The organism is Candidatus Poriferisodalis sp. (assembly GCF_965208925.1).
Classification (GTDB): Bacteria; Actinomycetota; Acidimicrobiia; order Acidimicrobiales; family Poriferisodalaceae; genus Poriferisodalis.
Genome location: NZ_OZ242364.1, coordinates 3,466,281 through 3,490,594 on the forward strand (window position 1 = coordinate 3,466,281; position 24,314 = coordinate 3,490,594).

General features: G+C 66.7%; 21 protein-coding genes. 7 read left to right on the forward strand and 14 right to left on the reverse strand.

Annotated features, from left to right (window positions below):
* Positions 1–613: 613 nt before the first annotated feature.
* Positions 614–1,336 (reverse strand): hypothetical protein, encoded by a 723-nt coding sequence (locus ACOGI5_RS15340; protein WP_419865270.1) that lies wholly within the window; start codon positions 1,334–1,336, stop codon positions 614–616.
* Between the two features lie 462 nt (positions 1,337–1,798).
* Between ACOGI5_RS15340 and ACOGI5_RS15345 the strand changes: the two genes are divergently transcribed.
* The 6 genes from ACOGI5_RS15345 to ACOGI5_RS15370 all read left to right on the forward strand — a co-directional run bounded on the left by ACOGI5_RS15345 (position 1,799) and on the right by ACOGI5_RS15370 (position 11,765).
* Complete coding sequence (locus ACOGI5_RS15345) at positions 1,799–5,845, forward strand: hydantoinase B/oxoprolinase family protein (protein ID WP_419865271.1); 4,047 nt, start codon at positions 1,799–1,801, stop codon at positions 5,843–5,845.
* A 36-nt stretch (positions 5,846–5,881) separates the two neighbouring features.
* Positions 5,882–6,679 (forward strand): alpha/beta fold hydrolase, encoded by a 798-nt coding sequence (locus ACOGI5_RS15350; RefSeq protein ID WP_419865272.1) that lies wholly within the window; start codon positions 5,882–5,884, stop codon positions 6,677–6,679.
* 152 nt (positions 6,680–6,831) lie between these two features.
* Positions 6,832–9,144 carry a xanthine dehydrogenase family protein molybdopterin-binding subunit gene (locus ACOGI5_RS15355; RefSeq protein ID WP_419865273.1) on the forward strand — a complete coding sequence of 771 codons (2,313 nt, stop codon included), beginning with the start codon at positions 6,832–6,834 and terminating at the stop codon, positions 9,142–9,144.
* A 146-nt stretch (positions 9,145–9,290) separates the two neighbouring features.
* Positions 9,291–10,520 (forward strand): acetyl-CoA C-acetyltransferase, encoded by a 1,230-nt coding sequence (locus tag ACOGI5_RS15360; protein WP_419865274.1) that lies wholly within the window; start codon positions 9,291–9,293, stop codon positions 10,518–10,520.
* Between the two features lie 73 nt (positions 10,521–10,593).
* Positions 10,594–11,316 carry a ribulose-phosphate 3-epimerase gene (gene rpe, locus ACOGI5_RS15365; protein WP_419865275.1) on the forward strand — a complete coding sequence of 241 codons (723 nt, stop codon included), beginning with the start codon at positions 10,594–10,596 and terminating at the stop codon, positions 11,314–11,316.
* The gene (locus ACOGI5_RS15370; RefSeq protein ID WP_419865276.1) at positions 11,313–11,765 is read left to right on the forward strand and encodes a hypothetical protein; all 453 of its coding nucleotides are present in this window, start codon (positions 11,313–11,315) and stop codon (positions 11,763–11,765) included. Before rpe ends, ACOGI5_RS15370 begins: the two co-directional genes overlap by 4 nt.
* Before the next feature lie 29 nt (positions 11,766–11,794).
* Here ACOGI5_RS15370 and ACOGI5_RS15375 read toward each other — a convergent pair whose 3' ends face one another.
* From ACOGI5_RS15375 to ACOGI5_RS15405, 7 genes are all read right to left on the reverse strand, one after another.
* On the reverse strand, positions 11,795–12,415 hold the full coding sequence (locus tag ACOGI5_RS15375) for an ATP-dependent Clp protease proteolytic subunit (protein ID WP_419865277.1): 621 nt from the start codon (positions 12,413–12,415) through the stop codon (positions 11,795–11,797).
* Positions 12,416–12,539: 124 nt separating this feature from the next.
* On the reverse strand, positions 12,540–13,121 hold the full coding sequence (gene rdgB / locus ACOGI5_RS15380) for an RdgB/HAM1 family non-canonical purine NTP pyrophosphatase (protein WP_419865278.1): 582 nt from the start codon (positions 13,119–13,121) through the stop codon (positions 12,540–12,542).
* A gap of 68 nt (positions 13,122–13,189) precedes the next feature.
* Positions 13,190–13,918 carry a ribonuclease PH gene (gene rph, locus ACOGI5_RS15385; RefSeq protein WP_419865279.1) on the reverse strand — a complete coding sequence of 243 codons (729 nt, stop codon included), beginning with the start codon at positions 13,916–13,918 and terminating at the stop codon, positions 13,190–13,192.
* 34 nt (positions 13,919–13,952) lie between these two features.
* Positions 13,953–14,702, reverse strand: a complete 750-nt coding sequence (locus tag ACOGI5_RS15390) for an MBL fold metallo-hydrolase (RefSeq protein ID WP_419865280.1) — start codon at positions 14,700–14,702, stop codon at positions 13,953–13,955.
* A 60-nt stretch (positions 14,703–14,762) separates the two neighbouring features.
* Complete coding sequence (locus ACOGI5_RS15395; protein WP_419865281.1) at positions 14,763–15,509, reverse strand: hypothetical protein; 747 nt, start codon at positions 15,507–15,509, stop codon at positions 14,763–14,765.
* Positions 15,510–15,604: 95 nt separating this feature from the next.
* On the reverse strand, positions 15,605–16,552 hold the full coding sequence (locus ACOGI5_RS15400) for a PLP-dependent cysteine synthase family protein (RefSeq protein WP_419865282.1): 948 nt from the start codon (positions 16,550–16,552) through the stop codon (positions 15,605–15,607).
* A 41-nt stretch (positions 16,553–16,593) separates the two neighbouring features.
* On the reverse strand, positions 16,594–16,869 hold the full coding sequence (locus ACOGI5_RS15405; RefSeq protein WP_419865283.1) for a ubiquitin-like small modifier protein 1: 276 nt from the start codon (positions 16,867–16,869) through the stop codon (positions 16,594–16,596).
* Between the two features lie 118 nt (positions 16,870–16,987).
* On the opposite strand from ACOGI5_RS15405, the gene smpB reads away from it, so the two are divergent.
* Positions 16,988–17,452, forward strand: coding sequence for an SsrA-binding protein SmpB (gene smpB / locus ACOGI5_RS15410; RefSeq protein ID WP_419865284.1), 465 nt, complete (start codon positions 16,988–16,990; stop codon positions 17,450–17,452).
* Positions 17,453–17,563: 111 nt separating this feature from the next.
* Here the strand turns inward: smpB and ACOGI5_RS15415 are convergent, their stop codons facing one another.
* The 6 genes from ACOGI5_RS15415 to ACOGI5_RS15440 form a co-directional block, all read right to left on the reverse strand.
* The gene (locus ACOGI5_RS15415; RefSeq protein ID WP_419865285.1) at positions 17,564–18,376 is read right to left on the reverse strand and encodes an alpha/beta fold hydrolase; all 813 of its coding nucleotides are present in this window, start codon (positions 18,374–18,376) and stop codon (positions 17,564–17,566) included.
* A complete protein-coding gene (locus ACOGI5_RS15420) occupies positions 18,373–19,668 on the reverse strand; it encodes an LLM class flavin-dependent oxidoreductase (protein ID WP_419865286.1) in 1,296 nt (431 codons plus the stop codon). The genes ACOGI5_RS15415 and ACOGI5_RS15420 overlap by 4 nt, the downstream gene beginning before the upstream one ends.
* A gap of 191 nt (positions 19,669–19,859) precedes the next feature.
* On the reverse strand, positions 19,860–21,425 hold the full coding sequence (locus tag ACOGI5_RS15425; protein ID WP_419865287.1) for a 4-hydroxyphenylacetate 3-hydroxylase N-terminal domain-containing protein: 1,566 nt from the start codon (positions 21,423–21,425) through the stop codon (positions 19,860–19,862).
* A gap of 100 nt (positions 21,426–21,525) precedes the next feature.
* Entirely contained in the window at positions 21,526–22,494 is a 969-nt protein-coding gene (locus ACOGI5_RS15430) for a quinone oxidoreductase family protein (protein WP_419865288.1), read from the reverse strand.
* 108 nt (positions 22,495–22,602) lie between these two features.
* A complete protein-coding gene (locus ACOGI5_RS15435) occupies positions 22,603–23,175 on the reverse strand; it encodes a VOC family protein (RefSeq protein ID WP_419865289.1) in 573 nt (190 codons plus the stop codon).
* A 136-nt stretch (positions 23,176–23,311) separates the two neighbouring features.
* Positions 23,312–24,262 (reverse strand): LLM class flavin-dependent oxidoreductase, encoded by a 951-nt coding sequence (locus tag ACOGI5_RS15440; RefSeq protein WP_419865290.1) that lies wholly within the window; start codon positions 24,260–24,262, stop codon positions 23,312–23,314.
* Positions 24,263–24,314 lie beyond the last annotated feature (52 nt).

A 24,314-nucleotide genomic window follows, 5' to 3' on the forward strand; every position in this document is an offset into this window, starting at 1 on the left:
CGGCCTCGACTGGTCCACTGCACGCCGCAGCAATAGCGAGCCCGGCGAACAGCACCGTCAGGGCATTGATGCGCAACTCTAGGCCAAGCAATGGCACGCGCCCACGAATGAACTTCGGGAAAGAGTCGTCAGCGTAGCGGAGGATACGTCAGCGTATAGCACTCCGGGTCGTTCCCAGGAACATCAAACACAAATTTTGTGCGATAGATCCAGTCTTCATCAGTATGACTCATGTGGCCTGCATACGCTGGCTCACTGTAGACCTCAGGTACGCGACGGTATATGCCAGCCGACTGCGAGTTCCTGAGATTATCTTTAGCCCAATGCCACGTTCCACCCCATCCCCAGAACTCTTGGATCAACAAGTCATTCTTGTTCTTGTGAACTGGGTAATTGTACATGCGGTATCTCCACCACTTGAGCTGATTGGCGTTAGCATCGAAATAGACGCGCATCTGCCCAGTTGGCCAGTGATCCCGCCACTCAGTCGCACAATAAGGGTACCAGTATCCGCTTCGAGAAGGCAGGTGATCGGCACCGGCGCTTGGTAACCAAACTAGCGCAGAGAGCAGCAATGCACTAACTATGAAAATTACTCTATGCTTCATCAGAGTTATTCCCCTATGCCCGGGAACGGCAGCAACGTGGACCTATCTACCTTCTGATTTTCAAGTGTTCTTGCTTTAGGTGTACCGTCGATCGAGTCGACTGACGCACTGCGTGTTCCAGGTATCGGTATTGCGAAGAATCTCTTGTCAGTGCCTTGCACAGTGTGGGTCTCCGTGCGTAGTACCCGTCCGTCAGTAAGCGTCAATGACAATTCTGATTCATCCGTCGATCCGACTACAACCATCGCCGGGGCAGCCATATCAGCCGTAGTCGGAATTGCAGAGTGGCACCCTTGCGATTCAAATACATCATCCTCGGCGTCTTCCGCGCGACTTGTTTCGCAGAACCAAAGTTGGAGCTGGGCCACCACCATGTTTTCATCACTGCAGGCGCCACCTCCGAAGCCATGTAGCGATCGAATATGGACACAATCCTTCTGACGTTCGACATCTTCAAAAATCGTGGCACGCACCGCGCCAAGCGTCGTGTCGTCAAGAGCTACACGGCCATCCAGCTGCTCGACGACGTCGTTGCCAATAAGGATGCCTGGAGAGCTGAGCCGCGGCAGTGCTTCCTTGCTACATGCGTTGGCCAAAGCCCAAACTGCGTCAACAGTGCCCGATCGAATTTCTTTCGAAATGAACTTATCGGACTTTATCGACTCGAGCGTTGCCAATTCATCGAGTATTCGCTGCAGCTTAACCAACAGCGGGTCTTTTGGTGCCAATATCTGACCATGGTACCTATATGCGTCTATAGCCTTGCTACATTCCGGCTTCGATAACTCTTTCGCATGTTGGGCAACCTGCGCTTCAAGTGACGGAGCACTACCGGCAATCCCTGCTAGAGCGGCCATTAGGACTGTCGCAGATACAGTCATAATCGCGGCCACTTTGACTGGCCTCTTTTGTCTGGTCACAATAGTTCAAAGCCTCATTTCGTTCGCATCGGTCTTGTTGGTGCGGGCGCCTAATTCCTCAGCGGTGGTTGCAATCTCAGGTAAACTTGTGCGATCCGGCCGCGTGCTATCGTCAACCAACTTGACTATTCCGCGGCGTTGGCCATTTGTCCGACTCTTCGATCTGTAGATATCATCATATCGATCTTGAATGTGGTGGAACCCTACACACGGGAGCAGACCATACATGCCACCGCAGCAGATTGCAGAGCTGGGTGCGAGACTGGGCCCATGAGCGAGTCCACAGCGATGCCTGCCCCCAACGGCACAGCCGGCGGGGACAGCGCGCCGGGGCGGCCCGCCGCGCCGTGGCGCATCGGCGTGGACGTCGGGGGCACGTTCACCGACCTGGTGCTGGCCGATGCGCAGGGCGCGACCTGGGTGGCCAAGGTTCCCTCGGTGCCTGCGGATCCGAGCCGGGGCGTGCACGCGGCGCTAGCTCGCGTGGCGGTGGACGTCGGCATGCCGCTGGGTGAGGTGCTCGCAGGCTGCGCGCTGTTCGTGCACGGCTCCACCGTCGCCACCAACACGATGCTCGAAGGCACGGGAGCGACCGTCGGGCTGATCGCCACCGAGGGTTTCCGTGATGCTCTGGAGATCCGCCGCGGCCTGCGCGAGGACCAGTGGAATCACCGTGCTCCGTTTGCGCCGGTGCTCGTGCCCCGCTATCTGAGAGCCACGCTGGGCGGGCGCATCGACGCCGACGGCACCGAGCACGCCCCGCTCGACCTCGACGGCCTCGGCGCAGTGCTGGAGAACTTCGAGAGCCACGACGTCGAGGCCATCGCTGTCGCGTTCATGAACTCGTTCGTGAGCGATGCACACGAGCGCACCGCTGCTGAGGCGGTGAGGGAGCGGTGGGACGGCGCGTGGGTCACCACATCAGCCGCCGTGTCGCCGCTCATGGGCGAATACGAGCGCACCTCCACCGCCGTCGTCAACGCTTCGCTGTCGCCGAAGATCGTGTCGTACCTGCACACGCTCAACGACCAACTTGCCGGCGCCGGGCTGCGCCACTCGATCCTGCTGGTCCAGTCGAACGGTGGCGCGGCGTCGGTCGACCAGGTGTCCGAGCGGCCCGTCAACCTGCTGCTCAGCGGCCCGGCTGCCGCCGTGGGCGCACTGAACCTGTACCGCGACGCCACGGACGCAGCGCTCGTGACCGACGAGTACACCTCGGCGGTCGCCGGGAACCTGATCTCCATGGAAATCGGCGGCACCTCCTGCGACGTGCTGCTCATGTCGGGCGGCGAGGTGGACACCCGCGACGACATCATGATCGCCGGCTACCACGTCTCCACCCCGGCCATCGACATTCACACGATCGGCGCCGGCGGCGGCACCATTGCGGGAGTCGACGAGGCCGGCCTGCTCTACGTGGGGCCGCAGGGCGCGGGGGCCGACCCCGGCCCCGCCTGCTACGGCCACGGCGGCACGCTGCCGACGGTCACCGATGCCCAGCTTGTGCTCGGCCGTTTGCGACCGGGCAAGTCGGCCGGCGGCACCTTGGATCTCGACATCGACGCCGCCCGCGAAGCGATCCTCACCCACGTCGCCGAACCGCTCGGCATGACCATCGAAGAGGCAGCTGCCGGCATCGTCGAGGTCGTCGAGCAGCACCTGCTCAGCGCCACCGAGCACATCTCGATCGAACGGGGCCACTCTCCCCGGCGCTTCACGATGGTCGCCGCAGGCGGCGCCGGTCCGATGCACGGCGCATCAGTGGCTGCCGGACTCGGTTGCGAGCGCGTCTATGTGCCCCGCGACGCCGGCGCGCTGTGCGCCATCGGGATGCTGCACTCCGACGTCCGCCAGGACTTCACGCGCTTCCTGATGGGCTCGCTCGACGAGCTGGATCCAGTCCATATCGACGCAGGATTCGAAGCCCTGCGCACACAAGCCCTCGACGTGATGGACGGGGAGGGCTTCGCAGCCGACCAGGTGGCGCTCGATTGCGAACTGGAGCTGCACCACCCGGGCCAGCTGTGGACGATCCGCGTACCCGCCTACGGCGACGACCTGTCCACGATCGACGCGGCAGCAGTGCGCGGCGCCTTCGAAACTGAGTATCAGCGGCTGTACGGCCATGTCCAGCAGGACGGCACGATCATGGTCGCTTCACTTCGCCTGGTGGCGCGGGCGAGCACGGGCGACGTCGCCACATCCGAGACCGCGCCCGCTGAGGGTGATCCAGAGCCCATCGAGACGCGCTCGGTCTGGCATGGCCCGTTCGGCTGGTGCGACACACCGGTGTTCGACGGCGAGATGCTGCGGCGCGGCCACACGATCACGGGGCCGGCGCTCGTCGAGGAACTGACCACGACGGTTGTGGCACGACCGGGCGACCGGCTGTGGGTAGACGCGAACGGCGACCTGTTCATCGACTTGACACCAGCCGACGAAGCCGAGCGTGCGGCGGGGACGGGGGATGCGGCCGTTTCCCGCAGCGTCCAATCGGGCCGCGCGCGCAGCGAGACGAACGGCGTTGCGGCGGCACCGGACGGAGTCGAGTTGGACCCGATCGTGCTCGCGGTCATGCAGAACCGACTCGACCAGATCAGCAAGCACATGGGCTGGGTGATGACGCGTACCGCGCGCAGCACGATCTTCAGCCAGAGCCACGATTTCTCGTGCTATGTGACGACGCCCGACGGGACGCTGGTGGCCAATGCCGACGGCATCCCCATCCACACCGGCGGCGGCGGATTTGCCGTGCGCGCGTTGTTGAAGCGCTACGAAGGACGCATCAACCCGGAGGATGTCTTCCTGCTGTCGGACCCCTACGTGGCGGGCGGCAACCACCTGCCCGACTGGGTCATCGCCAGGCCGGTCTTCACTGAAGAGGGGGGCCGGGAGCCCACGCTCGTCGGCTTCTGCTGCAATCGTGCCCACCAGTCCGACATCGGCGGCGGGCTCGCCGGCACCTACAACCCCGAGGCGACCGAGATCTGGCAGGAGGGCATCCGGCTGCCGGTCATGAAGCTGATCGAGGCCGGCAAGGTCCGCGACGACCTGTGGGAGCTGCTGCTCATCAACTGCCGGACGCCCGAGCTGCTCGACGGCGATCTGCTGGCGATGCTGGGCTCCACACGCATCGGTGCCGAGCGGGTCCTCGGCCTGGTGGCCGAACTGGGCGTCGAGCCCTACCTGGCCTACCTCGACGGCGTGCTCACCCACGGCGAGCGACGCATGCGCGCAGCCATCACCGAGCTGCCCGACGGCGCCTACTACGGCGAGGATCGCACCGACAACGACTGCTTCGGTCCGGCAGACATCGCCGTGCGCGTGCACCTGAGCGTCGAGGGCGACGAGATGACGCTCGACTTCACCGGCACCGATCCGCAGATCGACGGCTTCAAGAACAGCTCGCTGGCCAACACCTACTCCTCGGTGTTCCTGGCCGTGTCGTCATTCTTCGACACATCGATCCCGCGCAACGAGGGCACCTACCGGCCGCTGACGATCATCGCCCCCGAGGGCAGCATCGTGAACGCCCTGCCGCCGGCGCCGATGACGATGAACACGGTCTTCGTGGCCCACGAGATCGTGATCGCCGTATGGCAGGCGCTCGCGCACGCCGACCCCGACCGGGCCTGCGCCGCATGGTCCAAGACCATGCACGGCCATGTCGCCGGCCGCCGCGACGACGGCACCACCTGGGTGATGTACCAGTGGCATGCGATGGCCACCCCCGGCGCAACTGCCGAACGTGACGGCTTCCCGCAGATGGGCCACCTCATCACGCTCGGCGGCCTCGACCTGCCGAACCTGGAGTTCCACGAGCAGATGTACCCCGTCCGGTATGTCCGCCACGAGCAGCGCTGCGACAACGCCGGCCCGGGGCAGCGGCGCGGCGGCACCGGCGTGCGGTACGAGGCCGACATTCTGGAGCCCGCCATCTGGTCATTCCGGGCCGAGGGGCTGGACACGCCGACCGGGCACGGTGTGCGCGGCGGCGGCACTGGTGGCGTCGGCTTGGAGTGGATCGTCCCCGTCGACGCGGAGCACGACGGCCCGACGTTCGTGCCGCCCAAGTACGGCGTGAAGCGGATGGGTCCCGCACGCATGATCGCCGACACGCCCGGCGGGGGCGGCTGGGGCGACGCGTTCGAGCGCGAGCCCGACGCCGTGCTGCGAGACGTGATGGACGACGTCGTCAGCGTCGAGGGCGCCCGCCGCGACTACGGCGTAGTCATCGGCGACGACGGTCGATCCGTCGACTTCGAAGCGACCTCCCGGCTGCGCGCAGCCGACCGAACCGCTGCGCCGACCGGCTGAACCCCCGCCCGAGACCCGAACAGGGAGACGCTGTCCATGACGCTCGTGCTCGTTCACGGCAACCCCGAGACGACCGCCATCTGGGACCCGATGCGCGGCGCCCTCGAGCGCCACGGCATTGGTCCCGACGATGTCGTGGCGCTGTCGCCCCCCGGCTTCGGCGTGCCGTCACCCGACGGCTTCGGCGCCACCATGAACGAGTACCGGGACTGGCTCGCGGCTGAGCTGGAGGGGCTGCTCGCGGCAGGCACCGAGCACGTGGACCTGCTGGGGCACGACTGGGGCGGCGGTCATGTCATGCGCATCGCCATGGAGCGACCGGATCTGATCCGGTCGTGGTGCACCGACGTCATCGGCCTGTTCGACGCGGACTACGTCTGGCACGACGCGGCGCAGCTCTGGCAAACGCCGGAGGGCGACGCATCCATCGCACGCATGATCAGCCGTCCCGACCCCGAGCGAATCGCGTTCTACGCCGGCCTCGGCATGGGACCCGAGGTGGCCCAATCCGTCGTGCCGCACATCAACGCTGACATGGGCCGGTGCATCCTGGCGCTGTACCGCGACGCGGCCCAGCCCGCCATGGCCGACCTCGGCTTCAACATCGCCGCAGCCGGCCAGCGGCCCGGCCTGTGCATTCTGGCGGCCGGCGACCACTTCACCGGCGGCGGCGTCATGCACCGCCGCATCGCCACCCGTGCCGGCGCCAGAGTCACCGAGCTGCTCGACGTCGGCCATTGGTGGATGTGCGAGAACCCGGGCCTCGCAGCGCACACTGTGGCGAGCTGGCTGGCATCGCTCGACAGAACTGCGGCGGCGTCAGCCAGAGCCTGATCGAACAGTCCTGCAGCACGTCTTGCAGCGCACAGCGCCTGCCGAGCATTGGGCTACTGTCGCGGCTGATGCCGGGCCGACCGCGGCCGGGCACGCCGTTCTGAACGCAATCCGGCACCCTGCGCGGGGTGCCCGCCACAAGGGGGCAAGCGATGGCCGCATCGGGTTCGATCCTGGGGAATCCTGTTCAGCGCAAGGAAGATCCGGGGCTGCTGACCGGGGCGAATCACTACGTGGACGACCTCGACGTCAACGCGGCGCGGGTCGCCTTCGTGCGGTCGCCGGAGGCCCACGCCGAGATCACCTCCATCGACACCTCCGACGCCTCGTCCATGCCGGGCGTCGTGGCGGTGTACACCGCGGAGAGCCTGCCGATGGATGCCTTCCAAGGCTTCCCGATGATGCCGCCGGATTTCAACCGGCCGCCATTGGCAGCAGGCCGGGTGCGCTTCGTCGGCGACATGGTGGCCGCCGTAGTGGCGGAGACCCAGGCGCAGGCCAATGACGCCGCCGAGGCCGTGTACGTCGACTACAGCCCGCTGCCGGTTGTCTCGGACTTCGAGCGAGCTGCAGATCCCGACTCGCCTGTGGTGTGGGACGGGCAGCCGTCCAACGTGTGCTTCCCGTTCGCCATACCGGGCCCAGATGAGGAGACCGGCGAGCGGCCGGGAGTTGATGCGCTCGCAGGCGCCGACCAAGTCGTCTCGGAGCGCATCGTCACCCAGCGATTGGCCGGCGCCCCGATGGAGGCCAACGGCTGCGTGGCCGTCCCCGGCGATGACGGCAGCATGACCATGCACCTGTCGGTGCAGAATGCCCACTCCCAGCATGAGGCGCTCGCCCCGGCGCTCGGCCTCGAGCCCGACCAGCTGCGCGTGACCGCACCGTGGGTGGGCGGCGGCTTCGGCCCGAAGGCTGCGGTGTACCCCGAGTACATCGTGGTGGGCAAGGCTGCCCAGGCGCTGGGCCGCCCCGCCAGGTGGACCGAGAACCGCACCGAGAACATGCTGTCGATGGTGCAGGGGCGCGCCATGGTGATGAACGTCGAAATGGGCGTGCGCAACGACGGCAGCATCGTGGGCCTGAAGGCGAACGTGATTGCCGACGCCGGCGCGTACCCCATCATCGGCGCGATCCTGCCGATGCTGACCGGCATGCTCAGCCAGGCCGTGTACGACATCCCGGTGATCGACTTCGTCTCGCAGACGGTCATCACCAACACCACGCCAATCGGTGCGTACCGAGGCGCCGGGCGTCCTGAGGCAACCCAGATGGTGGAGCGCATCCTGGACAAGGCGGCTGCCGCGATCGGCATGGACCCTGCCGAGATCCGGCGCAAGAACTACCTGCAGCCCGATGCCTTCCCGACCGCCCTGCAGACGGGCGTGAGCTACGACTCGGGCGAGTACGAGCGAGCCCTCGACGCCGTGCTCGAAGCCTCCGGCTATGCCGATCTGCGAGCCGAGCAGCAGGCCCGGCGCGACTCCGGTGACTCGAAGCTGCTGGGCATCGGCGTGTCGTCCTATGTGGAGATCACCGCTCCCGTGGGCCTGCACGTGGAATACGGCAGCACTGAGGTGCACGAAGACGGCACGGCCACCATCCGGGTGGGTACGTCCAGCCACGGTCAGGGCCACGACACGGCGTTCAGCCAGATCGTCGAGGGAGTGCTGGGCATTCCCATGGATCAGGTCACCCACCTCGACGCCGACACCGCCGAGGTGCCCTCGGGTGCGGGCACACTGGGCTCGCGCTCGCTGCAGACGGCCGGCTCGGCGGTGTACCTGTCGAGCCAGGCAGTGCTGGAGAAGGGCAAGCAGCTCGCCGCACACCTGCTCGAGGCATCTGCTGAAGACATCGTGGTGGCCGAAGGCGGGCTCGCCGTTGCCGGCGTGCCGACCAGCTCGGTGAGCTGGGCCGACATCGCGCAGCTGGCCAACGACGACAGCGCCCGCCCGTCCGGTCTCGAGGCAGGCCTGATGGCCGAGGAGAACTTCGACGGCACCGATTCCACGTTCCCGTTCGGCTCTCATGTGGCCGTCGTCGAGGTCGACCGCGACACCGGCGAGGTCGAGCTGGTGCGCCACGTCGCCGTCGACGACTGCGGCACCATCATGAACCCGCTGATCGTGAACGGCCAGCAGCACGGCGGCATTGCCCAAGGCATCGCCCAAGCGCTGTACGAGCACGTCGAGTACGACGGCGACGGCCAGCCCCGCAACCCGAGCCTCGGCGACTACTTGGTGCCCTCGGCGGCGGAACTGCCGAGCTTTGAGGTGTCCAACACCGAAACCGCCAGCCCGCGCAACCCGCTGGGCGCCAAGGGCATCGGCGAGTCGGGCACCATCGGCTCCACGCCGGCGGTGCACAACGCGGTGTGCGATGCGGTAGCCCACCTGGGCATCGGCCACATCGACATGCCATGCAGCCCGCAGAATGTCTGGCGGGCACTGCAGAACGCCTGAGCCCGCGCGGCACCCGATTTCCCGCCCACACGGAGTGGCGCGCCTTCCCGGACGAAGCGCCGGGCAATGACCTAGCCTCTGTGCTCGCACACCCAGCGTGACCGGCTCTGCAGACGGGTCCGGCGCGCCCTGCGAGGGGACACCACATGAGTACTGATGCAGCGACCGACCCGGTCATCGTTGCAACCACCCGCAGCCCGATCGGGCGAGCCTTCAAGGGTTCGCTGACCGAGATGCGGCCCGACGACATGACGGCGCAGATCGTCACCAAGCTGCTCGACAAGGTGCCCGAGCTGCCCCATGGCGAGATCGAGGATCTGATGCTGGGCTGCGGGCAGCCCGGCGGCGAGGCCGGCTTCAACATCGCACGTGCCTCGGCGATTTTGGCCGGGCTCGACGACGTGCCTGGCACCACGGTCAACCGCTACTGCTCGTCCTCGCTGCAGACCATCCGCATGGCGGCACACGCCATCCGTGCCGGCGAGGGAGACGCCTTCATTGCCGCCGGCGTCGAGTGCGTCAGCCGCTACGACAAGGGCAACTCCGACAGCCTGCCCGGCACCACCAATCCCAAGTTCAAAGCCGCAGGCGAGCGCACCAAGGTGCGCGGCGAAGGCGGTCACGGCGACTGGACACCGCCGGTCGGCCTGCCTGACCTGTACATCGCCATGGGCTTCACCGCCGAGAACGTGGCCGAGCACAAGGGCGTGAGCCGCCAGGCCATGGACGAGTACGGCGTGATGAGCCAGAACAAGGCCGAGGACGCCATCGGGCGCGGCTTTTTTGAGATGGACATCACCCCGCTGGAACTGCCTGACGGCAGTGTGGTCAGCACCGACGACGGTCCGCGTGCGGGCGTCACCTACGAGGCCGTCTCGCAGCTGAAGCCCGCATTCCGCCCTGACGGCCGGGTGACTGCCGGCAATGCCTGCCCGCTGAACGACGGCGCTGCCGCCGTCATGGTGATGAGCCGCAAGCGCGCCGAGGAACTGGGCATCACGCCGCTCGCGCGCATCATCTCGTCGGCAGTGTCGGCGCTGAACCCCGAGATCATGGGCCTCGGCCCGATCGAGGCCTGCAAGAAGGCGCTGGCGCGCGCTGGCATGACGATGAGCGACATCGACATGGTCGAGATCAACGAGGCCTTCGCCGCCCAGGTGATCCCGTCTGCCGACGAGCTGGGCATCGACATCGTCGATCAGCTGAACCTCAACGGCGGTGCCATTGCCTTGGGCCACCCATTCGGCATGACCGGCGCCCGCATCATGACCACGCTGCTCAACGGCCTCGGCGACCGCGACAAGACCTTCGGGCTCGAGTCGATGTGCGTCGGCGGCGGTCAGGGCATGGCCATGATCGTGGAGCGCCTCAACTAGATCGCTGTCCCAAGCCAGCGGCTGAGCCGGTAACTGCCGCGCTTCAGGGCGGCGCGTCGGCAACACTGGCCGCGTGAATACGTCATCGCCGACGGCACCGCGGTCCATCCAGATCGTGCCGTCCGTCCTTCCTGCTGACTTCGCGCGCCTCGGCGAGGAATGTGCTGCCTTGGAAGCGGCAGGTGTCGACCGGATCCAGTGGGATGTCATGGATGGCGTCTTCGTGCCGAACCTGACATTCGGCCCCGATGTCATCGCTGCCTGCCGGCCACACGCCAGCGTGATGTTCGAAGCGCATCTCATGGTCGCCGACCCCGACCCCATGCTCGACGCCTACGTCGGTGCCGGCTGCGAGATGCTGATCATCCACGCCGAGTCGATCACGCACCTGCATCGGACGCTCAGCCGGGTTGCCGAGCTGGGCGCCCAAGCGGCGGTGGCCATCAATCCCTCGACGCCGATCGACGCGGTGGCGCACGTGCTCGACCTCGTCGACATGGTGCTCGTCATGACCGTCAACCCGGGATTCGGCGGGCAGGCCTATATCGCAACGATGGAGCCCAAGATCGCTGCCCTGCAGCAGCTCATCTCGGTGAACGGATCGGCCGGGGCGTCTGGTGCGGGTATCGACATCGAGGTGGACGGCGGCATTTCGGCCGAGACCATCGGCGGTGCTGCTGCGGCCGGTGCCAACGTTCTCGTATCGGGCAGCGCGCTGTACCGCTACGAGGAGGGACTCGCGCACGGCGTCGCGGACCTGCGCTGCCGTGCGGAGGCTGCGTTCCGAGCGGAATGACCGTGGCCGCTCGCCGGCGCTGGCTCCTCATCGCCGCCGCCGTCGTAGCGCTCGCTCTTGCTCTGCGACTGACGCTGTGGCGCGACAGTGGCGAACCTTCTGTCGAGGAGTTCTGCGCTGAATTCGCCCACTTGTTGGTCGTGGATCAGCTCAGCCTGACGGTCAACCCCAACGACGACACGAGCACCCGTGAAGCAATGGATCGCACTGCCCGGCAGTTCGCGGATGCTGCCGCAGCGGCGCCAGCGGAGATCCGCCCCGACATGGCTCTGCTGGCCGACCTCACTGCCGCACTCTCGAACGCCGTCGCCGAGACCGCTTCACGCGAGACCTTCGACCGCGCCGCTGCCGTGATAGCAGCACAGGATCCGTTCCTCGAAACGCAGGATGCCGCCACCCAGCGGGTCGTGGACTACGTCACGCGCAATTGCATCGCTGCGCCTGGCTGAACCGCGCGCACGAGCATTGCTGCGCCCTCCTAGATCATCTCGCCGCGCTTGACGATCACGTGATCGCACAAGCCGTAGGCCTTCGCTTCCTCTGCGGTGAACCAGCGATCCCGCTCGGAGTCGAGCAGGATCTGCTCCACGTCCTGACCGCTGTGCAGGGCCGTGCGCTCGGCCATCAGGCGCTTGACGTAGGCCATCTGCTCGGCCTGGATGGCAATGTCCGATGCCTGGCCCCGGACGCCGCCCGACGGCTGGTGCATCATCACCCGGGCGTGGGGCAGGCAATAGCGCTTGCCCGGCGCCCCCGCGGTCAGCAGGAACTGCCCCATCGAGGCGCCCAGCCCCAAGCAGACGGTGGCCACGTCGCAGGCCACGAACTGCATCGTGTCGTAGATGGCCATGCCAGCGGTGACAGAGCCGCCGGGGCTGTTGATGTACAGGGAGATGTCACGGCCCCGATCCTGACCCTCCAGGTACAGCATCTGCGCGCAGACGACGTTGGCCAGCTGATCGTCCACCTCGTCGCCCAGGAACACGATGCGGTCATCCAGCAGCCGGTTCGAGATCTGGGTCCAGCCGGAGACGCCGCTGGCGTCGAACGCTCGCTCCGACGCTGGGCTCGAGTGCTGGATGGAGGGAAGATCGGTCATGCGCCGCAGGCTACCGACGGGGCTTTCGAGCCCAGCCTGATCGATGAGCGGCCGCGTCGACGGGTGAGCCTCCTCGCCGTGCAGCCGCTCGGGCCAGCTGCAGCCACAGGTACCGCGGCCAAGCTCAGAGTCGCTCGGCCAAGGCCCGCAAGGCGCGACCTCGGTGGCTGATCCGGTTCTTCGCCTCGGCCGACATCTCGGCGAAGGTGAGCGGAGCCGTCTCGCCGGGGACGAACACAGGGTCGTAGCCGAACCCGCCCTCACCACGTGGCTCCGTCGCGATCGACCCCTCGACAACTCCGTCGGCCAGCACTTCGGAGCCATCGGAGAACACGACGGTTACCACGGTGCGGAATCGCGCAGTGCGCTCGTGCGCAGGCACATCTCGTAGGCCCGCCAAGAGCTTGGCCACGTTCGCGGCGGCGTCCTGTCGAGGCCCGGCGTAGCGAGCGCTGTGCACTCCGGGGGCTCCGTCCAGCGCGTCGACTTCCAGTCCGGTGTCGTCGGCGATGGCCGGCTCACCAGCCGCCGCGCACACGAATCGTGCCTTGATCAGCGCGTTGGCCTCGAGCGTCTCGCCATCCTCGACCACATCACCCAGTCCGGGCGGCCGCGGCACGATCTCGACATCGGGCATCACCGCCTGCAGCACTTCGGCGATTTCGATTGCCTTGTGCGGATTGGCGGAGGCCATCACGAGTCGCATGGGCTCAAGCTCCCCCAGCAACGCGCATCGGGTTCTGCCGACTCAGCGATTCGCGTGCGTGCGCAGCATCACGTCGGCGGTGTGGCCAGCGCGGCTCGCTGCAGGTCGACGATCTCGCTGATGCCCGAACGGGCCAGTTCCAGCATCGCGCCGAGCTGTGCGTCGTCGAACGGATCGCCTTCGGCAGTGCCCTGCACTTCCACGAATCGCCCCTGGCCGGTCATCACGACGTTCATGTCGACCTCTGCCCGCGAGTCCTCCTCGTAGGGCAGATCGAGGCGAGCCTCGCCGTCCACAATCCCCACCGAGATGGCCGCGCACTCGTCGATGAGCGGATGCCGGCTGATGGCTCCGCTGCTGACCAGACGGCTGCATGCGTCATGCAACGCCACATAGCCGCCGCAGATCGAAGCGGTACGGGTTCCCCCGTCGGCCTGCAGCACATCGCAGTCGACCGTGACCTCGCGCTCACCCAGCGCCGCCATGTCGCACACGGCCCGCAGGGCCCGCCCGATCAGCCGCTCGATCTCAAGCGTGCGACCCTTCTGCTTGCCTCGCTTGGACTCCCGGCCGACGCGCTCGGGACTCGAGCCGGGCAGCATCGCATACTCGGCAGTCACCCAACCGGTCCCCCGGCCGCGCATCCAGCGCGGCACGTCGTCGTCGATAGACACGGTGCACATCACTCTGGTTCGCCCGAAGGACACCAGCACCGAGCCCGGTGTCTGGTCGGTGAAGTCGCGTTCGAACGTGACCGGCCGCAGTTCGCCCGGCGTCCGACCGTCGGCGCGCGTCACGACCGGGTCCCGGCGATCACGACCAGCACAGTGTTCACGCCCAGAACGTTGCGCCTGTGCGTGCGACTGCCACGTCGCCGTTGAACACCTCGCCCGCCTCGGTCAGATGATCCTGCGGATCCGATCCGGGCGGTACATGCGTCACCACGAGCTGGCGCGCACCGACGTCGTTGGCGTCAGCCGCCAGCCAAGCGGCGCTCACATGCGGGATCTCGGGGCTGTCGGTTGCGTGCAGCAGCGTGCCCTCACCCACCACGAGATCCGGCGACGGCCGCCCAACATCGCGGCTGAGCGCAGAGAGTGCCCAGCCGCGACCGGTGTCGGACGTATAGACGATCGACTTGCCGTCGCACTCGAAGCGCATCGCCAGCGTCTCCACCGGATGATCGGTGCGGGAGAACAGCACCTCGATGTCGCCGATGCGTGCCTCCGACGAATCCTTCACCATCTCCCAGCCGAAGAGATCCGAGCTGTCGCCGTACACCTCAGTGACCTCACGCACGCCTTCGGTGGCGAGCACCCGCATGTGCTCGATGCCCATGTACCACTTCGCTGCGTTGTAGATCACCGGCAGCTCCGCGCAGTGATCAGGGTGGTGATGGCTCACCAGCAGCGCATCCACCGTTTCCAGCGGCACATGGGATTGCAGGTTGGCGAAAGTGCCCGGTCCGCAGTCCACCCACAGAGTCGTGGCTTCGCTGCGCACGAGGTACCCGCTGCACGACTCGCCGGCGGCGGCGTAGCTGCCCGAACAACCCAGCACCGTCACCGAGAGCTTGCTCACGGAGGCCGATACTACGCAGGTAGGCGGGGCTTCTCACATCGTGCCCGCCCCAGCAGAACTTCAGCCGATCGGGCAGCGCGTTCCTGCTTCGAGCGTTCGGAGGACACCTGCTTCGTCGAATGCGCCGACGAGCCGGCCGCTGGTTGCGAGCGATACCCAGGCCGGCTCGCCGGCGGTTGCCGGGTGGAACGTGGCCGCTGGGTATGCCTCGGCGACCTCGGCACGGCCGACGCCGACGCCGATCCCTTCGGCAGTCTGCAGCATGTACGGGTCGGGTCCGAACGCTCCCAGGCGCCAGGTCATGAAGTGCTCATCGCCGGCGTCTCGGTGCTGGTAGCCGTCGTCGGCATTCCCGAACAGGGCCAGGAAACCTGGCCATTCCACTGCTCGCAACCGGCTGCCGGGACAGTCCCCGTAGATCGAGAACGTGTCGGTCCAGCCGCTGTCGGCAACCGGCTGGCCGAGCGCGCCGGTGAGGACATCCAAAGCAGCCTGCGCGTCGGTGCCGAATGGCACCAGACCGAGGCCGTCGCTCGCGAGCACCACGCCTTCGGGACGAGGCACCGCCGCCGCCCCCAGCCGCAGTGGTGCCGTTGTCGTTGCCGCGGCGTCGGTAGACGTGCCCACGTCGCTTCCCGCTGGAGCCGTCACCAGCACTGCAGCGGCACGCTCAGATGATGTTTGCGAGGGCAGCAGCGTCGTCGCGGTGACGTCGAGAGACAGGGCGATGGTGGATGGCGGAGTGGGAGCAACCCGCAGCGGCGGACCCGTGCAGGCGCCCGCAGCCACTACCAGCACTATGGCCATCACCGCTGGTCTGCAACGGGATCTGGCGCCCCTCATGCCGGCAACGGTACGACAGCCTCTCAAGCCATCAACAGCCGAAGAGGCGGCGGAGACGGTCAGAAGTAGATGACGTTCTCGGCTTGGGCAACCGCAGCGTCCAGGTCGTCCGTCCACGCGCCGACCGACAAGTACTTCCAGCCGTGGTCGCTCACGACGAACACGATGACACCTTCGTCAATGCGGGCAGCTGCCTTGCGTGCACCGGCCAGCGCCGCGCCGCCAGAGATGCCCGAGAACACGCCTTCGGCTGCCAGCATCCGCGTCGCCTCGATCGACTCCCGCGGGCGCACGATCATCTTGCGGTCGAGCAGATCGACGCCGCCCCACTGCTCGAAGATGGGCGGCACGTACCCGTCTTCGAGGCTGCGCAGGCCCTCCACTTGCTCGCCCGCCGGCGGTTCGACCGCCCACACTTGCACCGTCGGCGAGTGCTCCTTGAGGTAGCGGCCGACGCCCAGCAGCGTGCCGCTCGTGCCCAGCCCCGCGACGAAGTGCGTGATGTCGGGAACGTCGGCGACGATCTCGGGACCGGTGGTGCGGTAATGCACTTCGGGATTGGCCTCGTTCCCGTACTGGTAGAGCATCGTCCAGTCGGAGTTGGCCTCGGCCAATTCCATTGCGAGCCGCACCGCGCCATTCGAACCCTGTTCGGCTGGGCTGTCGATGATCTCGGCGTCGAAGATCTCAAGCATCTGCCGCCGTTCGGCGGTGACGTTGCCCGGCAGCACGATCTTGACCCGGTAGCCGCGGCGCTGCCCGAGCATGGCCAGAGCGATGCCGGTGTTGCCGGAGGAGGGCTCGATGATCACCGAACCGGGTGCCAGGCGGTCGTCGGCTTCAGCGCTGTCCAGCATCGCCAGCGCAACCCGATCTTTGACCGAGCCGGTGGGGTTCTGGCCTTCCAGCTTGGCGTACAGCTCGACCGACGGGTTGGGGCTGAGACGACTGACGTCAAGGGTGGGCGTGGCGCCGATCAGCTCGTCAACAGAGCGATAGACGGCCACGTGCGGCTCAGCCGTGCGTACTGGTGCGCGGCCGGACGGGCTCAGCCACCGGCGACGGCCGGCAGGATGGACAGCTCGTCGCCATCGGACAGCGCAGTGTCCATCTGGGAGAGGTAGCGCACGTCTTCGTCGTTGACATAGACGTTCACAAATCGGTGCAGGCTGCCGTCTTCAGCGAGCAGGTTGGGGGCAATGCCCGGAAACTCGCCGACCAGCCACGACACGGCCTCGGCCACGGTGCTGCCTTCGGCGGCAACCCGCGACTGCCCGTTGGCGTGGGGGCGCAGGACGGTCGGCAGGCGGACGGTGACAGCCATCGGAGCTCCCGGTTCGGCGGCTGGGCGATTGGCGGCCAGAAACGTGCACGCCGCCGCGGCAATTCCTGACCTGCTAACTCAAGATTCTACGGGCCGCGCCAGCCGTACCCTCAGGCTGATGGTGAGCGACCGGACCGTCGTGGCGTCAAATCGCCGTGCGCGCCGCAACTACGAGGTGCTCGACACCTTCGAGTGCGGCATGGTCCTGCGCGGCACCGAGGTGAAGTCGCTGCGCGCCGGCGGGGCGCAGATGGGCGATGCGTACGCTCGGGTGCGCGATGACGAGATGTGGTTGATGGGCCTGCACATCGCCCCGTGGACCCATGCGTCGCCGAATCTGGGTCATGAGGTGGAACGCCCTCGCAAGCTGCTCATGCACCGTGCCGAGATCAACCGGCTGCGGGCCCGCACTGAGCAGGACCGCCTGCAGCTCATCCCGCTCGAGATCTACTTCCGCGATGGGCGGGCCAAGCTGGAACTCGCGCTCGCCCGGGGTCGCCGCCTGTACGACAAGCGGCAGGCCATCCGCAAGCGAGAGACCGATCGCGAGGCCCGCCGGGCGCTGCGCGATCGGTCCGTCTAGCAGCCGCGCGCCCGCGGCGGAGGCGGCAGCGAATTCTGCGACCAGCGATCCGGCAGGTCGCAACGTCGCAGAATTCGCTGCCGCCTCCGCCGCTATGGGATCAGTGTCTGCCTAGGCAAAGGCCGCTGTGGCGATCTGTGCAACTTGAGCGGGCTGGTCGAAATCTGCTTGGTGGCCGGCGTCGTCGAGCAGGTGCGTACCGGCAACGTTCGGCAGCGCCTCGGCCCAACGGTCCAGGTACGACGCCGGGATGATGCGGTCCTTGGCACCGTGCACCAGTGTGACTGGGTTGGCCACCCGGTGCAGTCGTTCTGCCAATCCCCATTCGGGCAACGGCCAGATCAGCTGCGCAGCAGCCGTGCGCGTGAGATAGCGGTGCACGCCGTGCTCGACCACCATGTCGGCTGGCAAGTCGGTCGGGTCGTCGAAGAAGGCCGCCGACGCCTCGGTGTCCTCGGTCAGCATCGCCCGCTGCACGCTCAGCGTCGTGCCGAACGGGTCGGCCACCGGGTCGCCATCATCCCAGAGGCCGAACGGCGCGACGAGCACCATCGAGCCGAACGCCTCGGGCCGGATCGCCGCCAGCTCAAGCGCCAACATCGCGCCCACGCTGGAAGCCACCAGCGGCGCACCGGCGAGTCCGGCCAGATCGACGACCTCGCTCGTCGCGACCACCCAGTCGTGCAGGGTTCGCAACCCCTCAGGTTCGCTGGAGCCGGTGAAACCCGGAAGGCTCGGCGCCACCACACGGTGTCCCGCTGCGGCAAGCTCCTCGAGCACTGCGTGCACGCCGGGATTGCCGAGCATTCCGTGCAGGTAGCCCACGGTAGGACCCTCGCCGAGTTCGACGACGCCGATGTGCCCGTCTCGAAGCGGCAGCGTGCCGGGTGCGAAGTGACCAGCCAGCGGTGTGCCTGCACTCATCGGGCGCGGCTTCCCACGGGCTCGAGCTGGTGGTCGGTCTTCGGCCACCAGTGGTCCTCGTAGTCGTCCTCGAACAGGCCCGCTACCTCTGGCATCACCTTGGTGGCGTACATCTCGGTGTTCATCTTCACCAGCTCGGGCTCCATGTTGCCGAAGTGGCTGAACACCATGAGGTGGCCGACGTTCATGGTGGTGGCCAGCTCGTGCACCTGCTCCGTGACTTGGGTGGGATCGCCCAAGATGATGTAGCCCTTCTCCACCATGTCCTCGAAGCTCAGCTTCTTCGAGCCGTACGAGGGCTTGGCAGATCCAGCCTTGGCGGCATCGGCAGCGCTGGCTTCGCGCCGGGCCGTGGCCTCGCGGGCGGCTCGCTCCACCATGCCCTCCACCCCGGCCCGCACCGTGTTCGGCGTCTTGTAGCCAGGCGGGTCGGCGTAGCCGGCGTACACATGCAGGCACGTGTTGAAGAAGTACTCAGCGGGTTCGCGGTACAGGTCCCACGCCTCGGCCTCCGTGTCGGCCACGGCAATGAACTGGGCGAAGCCGCCCTGGAACGGGTTGGTCTCCTTGCCGAGCTCCTGCACCTTCTTCCAGAAGCCCTGCATGGTGCGCAGCCCGGCCTTGTAGCCGAAATAGCTCAGGTAGCAGTACACAAGGTCTTCGGCGGCGCACCAGTCCCAGGTGTCCACTGAGCCGCCGCCGGGAATCCAGATCGGCGGGTGCGGCTGCTGCACCGGCCGGGGCCACACGTTGACGTAGCGCAGCTTGTTGTAGTTGCCGTTGAAGCTGAACACCTCATCGGTGGTCCATGCCTGGCGGATGAGGTCGACGCCCTCGTGGTAGCGCTCGCGCAGCGTGGCCGGGTTCTGGCCGTACGCGTAGATGGTGTCCATCGGCGAGCCCACCGGAAAGCCGGCGATCATGCGCCCGCCGGTGATCCCGTCCAGCATCGCGATCTCCTCGGCCACCCGCAGCGGCGGGTTGTACAGCGCCACGGAGTCGCCCAGCACCACGATGTTGGTGTCGGGGCAGTTCCTGGACAGGGCGGCCGCGATGATGTTTGGGCTGGGCATCAGCCCGTAGCCGTTGGAGTGGTGCTCGTTGATGCCAACGGCGTCGAACCCGCACTGGGCCGCGAACTCAAGCTGGTCGAGGTATGTGTTGTAGGTCTCGTGACCGACGGTGGGGTCGTAGAGCTTCGGGTCGATGTCGACCCAGACCGAACGGTGCTGCTCCGGAAAATCCGGCGGGAGCTCCGGGTAGGGCATCAGGTGGAAGAAGATCGACTTCACGATGTGCTCCTTGCGGCTCGGCAGAAAATCTACTCCGCGTTCGACTCTGCGTCTGCGAGGAACGTTGCGCCCGCTGCGGCGGCGGCAGGATCCCCTGCTCCCGCGATCCGGCTGGTCGCAACGTCGCAGAGTTTCCTGCCGCCGCCGCAGCTATGGCGTCTGTGCGTACTGGCTGGCACTCGTGGGGGCGCTCAGCCCAGGTCGCGGCCCACGATCGAGATGTCGTCGGGATTGAAAAAGCCCGGGATCGTCCAGCCGTCGAGGTCATACTCGGCCATGCATTGCTCGGCGAAGCCTTCGAGCATCTGGGTCATCGAACCCATGCCGGGGATCTCGAAGTCGGCAACATCCAAGTTCTCGTAGCGGATCTGCTCGTCGTTGCCGGCGTAGTTGCGCTCGTACAGCTCGTGACGGCCGCCGAACTCGCTGCCCATGGCATCCCACAGCAGCTTCATGATCTTCATGCGTTCCAGGGCCGGGATGCCGTTCGAGCCTCGCACGTACCGCTCGAGGTACGGGCGGATCTCGTCGGACTTGAAGTCCCGGGCGTTCGAGTTGACGTAGATCAGTCCCGAGCCGACCACCGATTCCACGATGTCCTTGATGCGGGGATAGAGGATCGGCGTGAAGGTGCGGTAGGCCATGCCGTACAGCAGCGACGGCTGCACTGCGCCGTTCTCCCACGGGTCGGGGCTCTTGGCCATGGCGTCGCTCAGGCCCCACATCAGGTTGCGGATGGCGATCACCTCGCCGAGCTTGGCCTGTACGCCCCGGAATTCACGGGTGCCGGTGGCTCGCAGCGCCTTGGACAGCAGACCGGCGATGAAGTCCAGCTTCACGCACAGCCGGGCGAGCCCGTGGAAGGTGAAGCGAGGGATGAAGCCGGATGCGGGGAAGAAGTTGTTGGCGTTCTCGAGGTCGCCGTAGAGGAATACGTTCTCCCACGGGATCAGCACCTCGTCGAACACGAGGATCGAGTCGTTCTCGTCGAGCCGGCTCGACAGCGGGTAGTCGAAGACGCTGCCGGTGGCCGCGGCCTGCAGCTCGTAGGAGTTGCGGCAGATGAGCTTGACGCCCGGCGAGTCCATCGGCGTCGTGCACACGATGGCGTAGGCCGGGTCCTGCAGCGGCACCGGGCCGAAGTGGGCGATGAAGTTGTAGTGGGTCAGCGCCGAACCGGTCGCGACAACCTTGGCGCCCGACAGGATCAAGCCGTTGTCGGTCTCGCGCTCCACGTGCATGCACACGTCAGACACCTGGTCTGCGCCGAGGTGGCGGTCGACCGGCGGGTGCACGATGGCGTGGTTCCAGTACGACACCTCTTCCTGGCTGCGGCGATACCAGTAGAGGGCGTTGTCGTGGTAGTCGCCGTAGAACTCGGGGAAAGCGCCCAGCGTGCCCAGGAACGAGGCCTTGTAGTCGGGGCTGCGGCCCATCCACCCGTAGGTCAGGCGCTGCCAGCCGGCGATGGCGTCGCGGGCGCCGACGAGGTCGTCAGCACTGTGGGGTACGCGGAAGAACTTGTGGGTCTTGCCGCCCGAGCCCGTGTCGGTGTCGCACATCAGCACGTCCTGCTGGGCGGGATCGTGCAGGGCGTCGTACAGCCGGGCGATGGAGCGCACGCTGTTGCGGAACGCGGGGTGCGTGGTGACGTCACGCACCTTGTCCCCCTGGAAGTACACCGTGCGGCCGTCTCGCAGGCTCTCGATGTACTCGTCACCGGTCATCGGCGACCACGTCTCAGTCGACTCGCTCATCTCGGCTTCCCCCCTGTGTTGTGCCCGGGATTCGGCTCAGACACTAACGCAGGTGAAATCGGAATGAGCACGCTCAGAGTTTTGCTCCGGCGCGGTGAACTCAGGGAATCAGCAGGACCTTGCCGGTCGTTGCGCGGCCCTGGAGTGCCTCATGGGCGGCGCGTGCATCGGCCATCGGGAAGCGGGCGCCGATGCGCACGTCGAGGCGGCCGTCGGCAATCCAGCCGAATAGTTCGTCGGCCCGCCATTCGAGCTCAGCGCGGGTCGCGGTGTGGTCGCCGAGCGTCGGCCGGGTGAGATACAGCGACCCGCCGGCGGACAGTCGCAGCGGCGGCATCGGCGGCACTGGCCCTGAGGCGTTGCCGAAGGTGACCATCATCCCCCGCGGCCGCAGCACTTCCAGGCCGCGCTCGAACGTGTCGGCGCCGACACCGTCGTAGATCACGTCCAGCGGTCGGGCGCCGGCGAGCCGCTCGACGGCGTCGCCGAAGTCCTCGTCCCGGTAGTTGATGACGTGATCAGCCCCAGCCCCGGCTGCCAGCTCGGCCTTGTCCGCCGTGCCGACGGTCGTGAACACCTCCGCGCCGCGCATCTTGGCCATCTGGATGAGCAGCAGTCCCACCCCGCCCGCACCCGCATGGATGAGGCAGCGGTGGCCGGGCTCGAGCGGGAACGTCGAGCAGGCCAGGAAATGGGCAGTCATGCCCTGGAGCATCGTGGCGGCACCCAACTCGGTGCTGGCGCCCTCGGGCAGCACGATCGCGACGCGGGCGGGGACCTGGGCCTTCTGTGCGTACGTGCCGGGGTGCCCGGTCCACGCCACCTTGTCGCCGACGGCGAATCCGTCGACGCCGTCGCCGACCTCGGCGACGGTGCCGGCGCCTTCCACACCCGAGATGAACGGCAGCGGCATCGGGTACAAGCCGCTGCGGTGGTAGGTGTCGATGTAGTTGACGCCCGCAGCCTCGACGTCGACCACGAGCGACCCGGCCGCGGCGACCGGGTCGTCGACTTCGGTCCACACGAGGGCCTCGGGTCCTCCGGGCTCAGTTACCTGGATCGCGTGCATGGCACTCTCCTCTGGGCGCGTCGCGGACGTCCGCCACGGCAGTCGCGTCGTTGACGAAGCTGAACGGCCGATGCAGCTCCGGCTGATTCAACTCCCTCGGGTGCGAAATCAGCCGTTGTCGAAGTCGGTCTCGTAGTCGGTGGTGTCGACCAGCAGGTCCTCTTCGGGCAGGATCTTGGCGTAGTTGAGCGCGCCGTTGATGTCGTGGTCCCAAATCTCGGCCGGCAGCTCGTAGAGCACCTCGACGCCGTAGCCGTTGGGGTCGTTGATGTACACGCTGTGGGTCATGCCGTGGTCGACCCGCAGGTTCATCTTGACGCCGTTGTCCTTGAGGAACTGCACCTGCTCCAGCCAGGATTCGCGGTCGGGGTAGGTGATGGCGATGTGATTCACGGCGCAGGCGCCCGAGAACATGTCCCACTGCTCTGGCGGTTCGGGCAGCTGGGGCATCTCCACCAAGGCGACATCGTGGTGGTTCACGTCGTCGATGACACCGCTGTAGAACTGCATCTTGTAGGGCGGAACGTTGTACCTGTCGGCATCCAATGCGCCGACCTGCTTGAAGCCCAGCAGGTCGCTCCAGAAGTGATGAGATTCCTCCATGTTGCGGACATTGAGCACGAGGTGGTTGACGCCCCGTGGCGTCACAGCCGTCGTGCGCTTGGCAATGGTGTCGGTCATGGGCTTCCCCTGTGATTCCTGCCTACGAGCGTCGTAACCGATGCCTGGTTCCGATTGCTTGCTCTGACGCTGAGCATAGTCACAACTCCCGATGCCGCGAAAATTCTGACTGCGCTCAGCTATCGCGCTCTGCAGGTCAGAGTGCTTCGATCAGGGGCTTGACCTCGGCGGCCATCCATTCGGGGACGGTGTCGTCTTCGTGGCAGAAGTGCTCGAACACCACCTCGTCGAGGCCGAGATCGCGCAGTTGCCCGCAATGGTCCACGAGCTGTTCGATCGAACCCCGCCATGGACCGTGCCCCGCGGCGATGGCGTCCTCGAGGCTGATGCCCGAGCCCTCGGGGGCCATCATGTCCAGGAAGCGCTGCAGCACGATGTCCTCTTGGTGGTCGTCGGGCCCGATCGTGGCGAAGATCAGCATCGATTTGCGAATGTCGGCCGGGTCTCGGCCCACGTCGTCGCAATGGCGGGCCAGCGCTTCGTTCGCAGCTCGGAAGCCCTCGATATCGAGCGGGGTGGTGTTCCACTCATAGGCGTGCTCGGCAACGATGCGCAGCGTCCGGCGCGGCCCGCTGCCCCCGATGAGGATCGGCGGCCGACCGGCTGGCGGGTGAGGCTTCGAGTTCGTCCCGCTGATGCGGTAGTACTCGCCCTCGAAGCTGCCGGACTCTGAGTACCAGAGCTCCTTCATGAGCGCGATCGCCTCTTCGAGGCGGTCGTAGCGCTCGGGTCCGGCCGGGAAGTGAATGCCGTAGATCTCGTGCTCGTCGGGGTACCAGCCGGCGCCGAGACCCATGATGAAGCGACCGGGCGCGAGCGCATCGAGCTGCTGGGCCATTCGTCCCACGTTGACCGGTTCCCGGAACGTCACCGGCGTGACCAGCGGGCCGAAGCGGATGCGCTCGGTCTCTTCGGCTGCCATGACGAACGACAGGTAGACGTCGATGGCGTCCTTCTGCTTGCCGTTGAAATAGTGATCAGACCTGAACAGCGAGTTGAACCCCAGCCGCTCGATGAGCTGGCAGACATGGCGCCACCGTTCCCAGCCGAGCGGCGTTGCCTCCCCGATGATGATGCCGACATCCATGATTCACTCCCCCTGCGGGGATGCACCGCCTCGTGCCATCACCGGTTGAATC

Excerpts from the sequence above, each read along its gene's own strand:
- ACOGI5_RS15345 (WP_419865271.1), top strand. The coding sequence starts at position 1,799 with ATGAGCGAGTCCACAGCGATGCCTGCCCCCAACGGCACAGCCGGCGGG.
- ACOGI5_RS15350 (WP_419865272.1), top strand. The coding sequence starts at position 5,882 with ATGACGCTCGTGCTCGTTCACGGCAACCCCGAGACGACCGCCATCTGG.
- ACOGI5_RS15355 (WP_419865273.1), top strand. The coding sequence starts at position 6,832 with ATGGCCGCATCGGGTTCGATCCTGGGGAATCCTGTTCAGCGCAAGGAA.
- ACOGI5_RS15360 (WP_419865274.1), top strand. The coding sequence starts at position 9,291 with ATGAGTACTGATGCAGCGACCGACCCGGTCATCGTTGCAACCACCCGC.
- ACOGI5_RS15370 (WP_419865276.1), top strand. The coding sequence starts at position 11,313 with ATGACCGTGGCCGCTCGCCGGCGCTGGCTCCTCATCGCCGCCGCCGTC.
- ACOGI5_RS15375 (WP_419865277.1), bottom strand. The coding sequence starts at position 12,415 with ATGACCGATCTTCCCTCCATCCAGCACTCGAGCCCAGCGTCGGAGCGA.
- rdgB (WP_419865278.1), bottom strand. The coding sequence starts at position 13,121 with ATGCGACTCGTGATGGCCTCCGCCAATCCGCACAAGGCAATCGAAATC.
- ACOGI5_RS15395 (WP_419865281.1), bottom strand. The coding sequence starts at position 15,509 with ATGGCCATAGTGCTGGTAGTGGCTGCGGGCGCCTGCACGGGTCCGCCG.
- ACOGI5_RS15405 (WP_419865283.1), bottom strand. The coding sequence starts at position 16,869 with ATGGCTGTCACCGTCCGCCTGCCGACCGTCCTGCGCCCCCACGCCAAC.
- smpB (WP_419865284.1), top strand. The coding sequence starts at position 16,988 with ATGGTGAGCGACCGGACCGTCGTGGCGTCAAATCGCCGTGCGCGCCGC.
- ACOGI5_RS15415 (WP_419865285.1), bottom strand. The coding sequence starts at position 18,376 with ATGAGTGCAGGCACACCGCTGGCTGGTCACTTCGCACCCGGCACGCTG.
- ACOGI5_RS15425 (WP_419865287.1), bottom strand. The coding sequence starts at position 21,425 with ATGAGCGAGTCGACTGAGACGTGGTCGCCGATGACCGGTGACGAGTAC.
- ACOGI5_RS15430 (WP_419865288.1), bottom strand. The coding sequence starts at position 22,494 with ATGCACGCGATCCAGGTAACTGAGCCCGGAGGACCCGAGGCCCTCGTG.
- ACOGI5_RS15435 (WP_419865289.1), bottom strand. The coding sequence starts at position 23,175 with ATGACCGACACCATTGCCAAGCGCACGACGGCTGTGACGCCACGGGGC.
- ACOGI5_RS15440 (WP_419865290.1), bottom strand. The coding sequence starts at position 24,262 with ATGGATGTCGGCATCATCATCGGGGAGGCAACGCCGCTCGGCTGGGAA.